1 protein-coding gene is annotated in these 1,345 nt (G+C 65.9%); it reads left to right on the top strand.

Annotated elements, in window-relative coordinates; all coding sequences use genetic code 11:
* Positions 1-9: 9 nt before the first annotated feature.
* Positions 10-1,345 (top strand): nucleotidyltransferase family protein (locus CCN29_RS33000; protein WP_442538641.1); only part of this gene is annotated, 1,336 nt, incomplete at its 3' end.

Below are 1,345 nucleotides of genomic sequence, written 5' to 3'. Positions count from 1 at the left end.
CTTCGCCCCATGACCTCAAGCATGCCCAAGCCGCTCCTGCCGGTCGCCAACCGGCCGATCATGGAGCATGTTCTGCGGCTGCTCAAAAGGCACGGGCTCAACGAAACCGTTGTGACCGTCCAGTTCCTTGCCTCGCTGGTCAAGAACTACTTCGGTGACGGCGAGGAGCTCGGGATGGAGCTCACGTATGCCAATGAGGAGAAGCCACTCGGTACCGCCGGGAGTGTCAAGAACGCCGAGGAGGCATTGAAGGACGATGCCTTTCTCGTCATCTCCGGCGATGCCCTCACGGACTTCGACCTCACCGAGCTGATCAATTTCCACAAGGAAAAGGGCGCCCTGGTCACGGTCTGCCTGACCCGCGTGCCCAATCCGCTGGAATTCGGCATCACCATCGTCGACGACGAGGGGAAGGTCGAGCGTTTCCTCGAGAAGCCCACGTGGGGCCAGGTCTTCTCCGACACGGTGAACACCGGCATCTACGTGATGGAGCCGGAGGTGTTCGACTACGTCGACCCGGACGTGCCCGTCGACTGGTCCGGCGACGTCTTCCCGCAGCTGATGAAGGAAGGCAAGCCCATTTACGGCTATGTCGCCGAGGGCTACTGGGAGGACGTCGGCACCCACGAGAGCTACGTCAAGGCGCAGGCCGACGTCCTCGAGGGCAAGGTCGACGTCGACATCGACGGGTTCGAGATCTCGCCCGGCGTGTGGGTGGCCGAGGGCGCCGAGGTGCACCCCGACGCCGTGCTCCGCGGCCCGCTGTACATCGGCGACTACGCCAAGGTCGAAGCCGGCGCGGAGATCCGCGAGCACACCGTCGTGGGCTCCAACGTCGTCGTCAAGAGCGGCGCCTTCCTGCACAAGGCCGTCGTCCACGACAACGTGTACGTCGGCCCGCACAGCAACCTGCGCGGCTGCGTCGTCGGCAAGAACACCGACATCATGCGCGCCGCGCGGATCGAGGACGGCGCCGTCATCGGTGACGAGTGCCTGATCGGTGAAGAATCGATCGTTCAGGGCAATGTGCGGGTCTACCCGTTCAAGACCATCGAGGCCGGCGCGTTCGTCAACACCTCGGTCATCTGGGAGTCCCGCGGCCAGGCGCACCTCTTCGGCGCGCGCGGCGTCTCCGGCATCCTGAACGTCGAGATCACGCCCGAGCTCGCCGTCCGCCTCGCCGGCGCCTACGCGACGACCCTGAAGAAGGGCTCGACCGTCACCACGGCCCGCGACCACTCCCGAGGTGCCCGTGCCCTCAAGCGCGCGGTCATCTCGGCGCTCCAGGCCAGCGCCATCGACGTACGCGACCTGGAGAACGTGCCGCTGCCCGTGGCGCGGCAGC

The organism is Streptomyces pseudogriseolus (assembly GCA_002154585.1).
Lineage (GTDB): Bacteria > Actinomycetota > Actinomycetes > Streptomycetales > Streptomycetaceae > Streptomyces > Streptomyces pseudogriseolus.
This window is presented reverse-complemented; position numbering and strand designations above follow the sequence as displayed.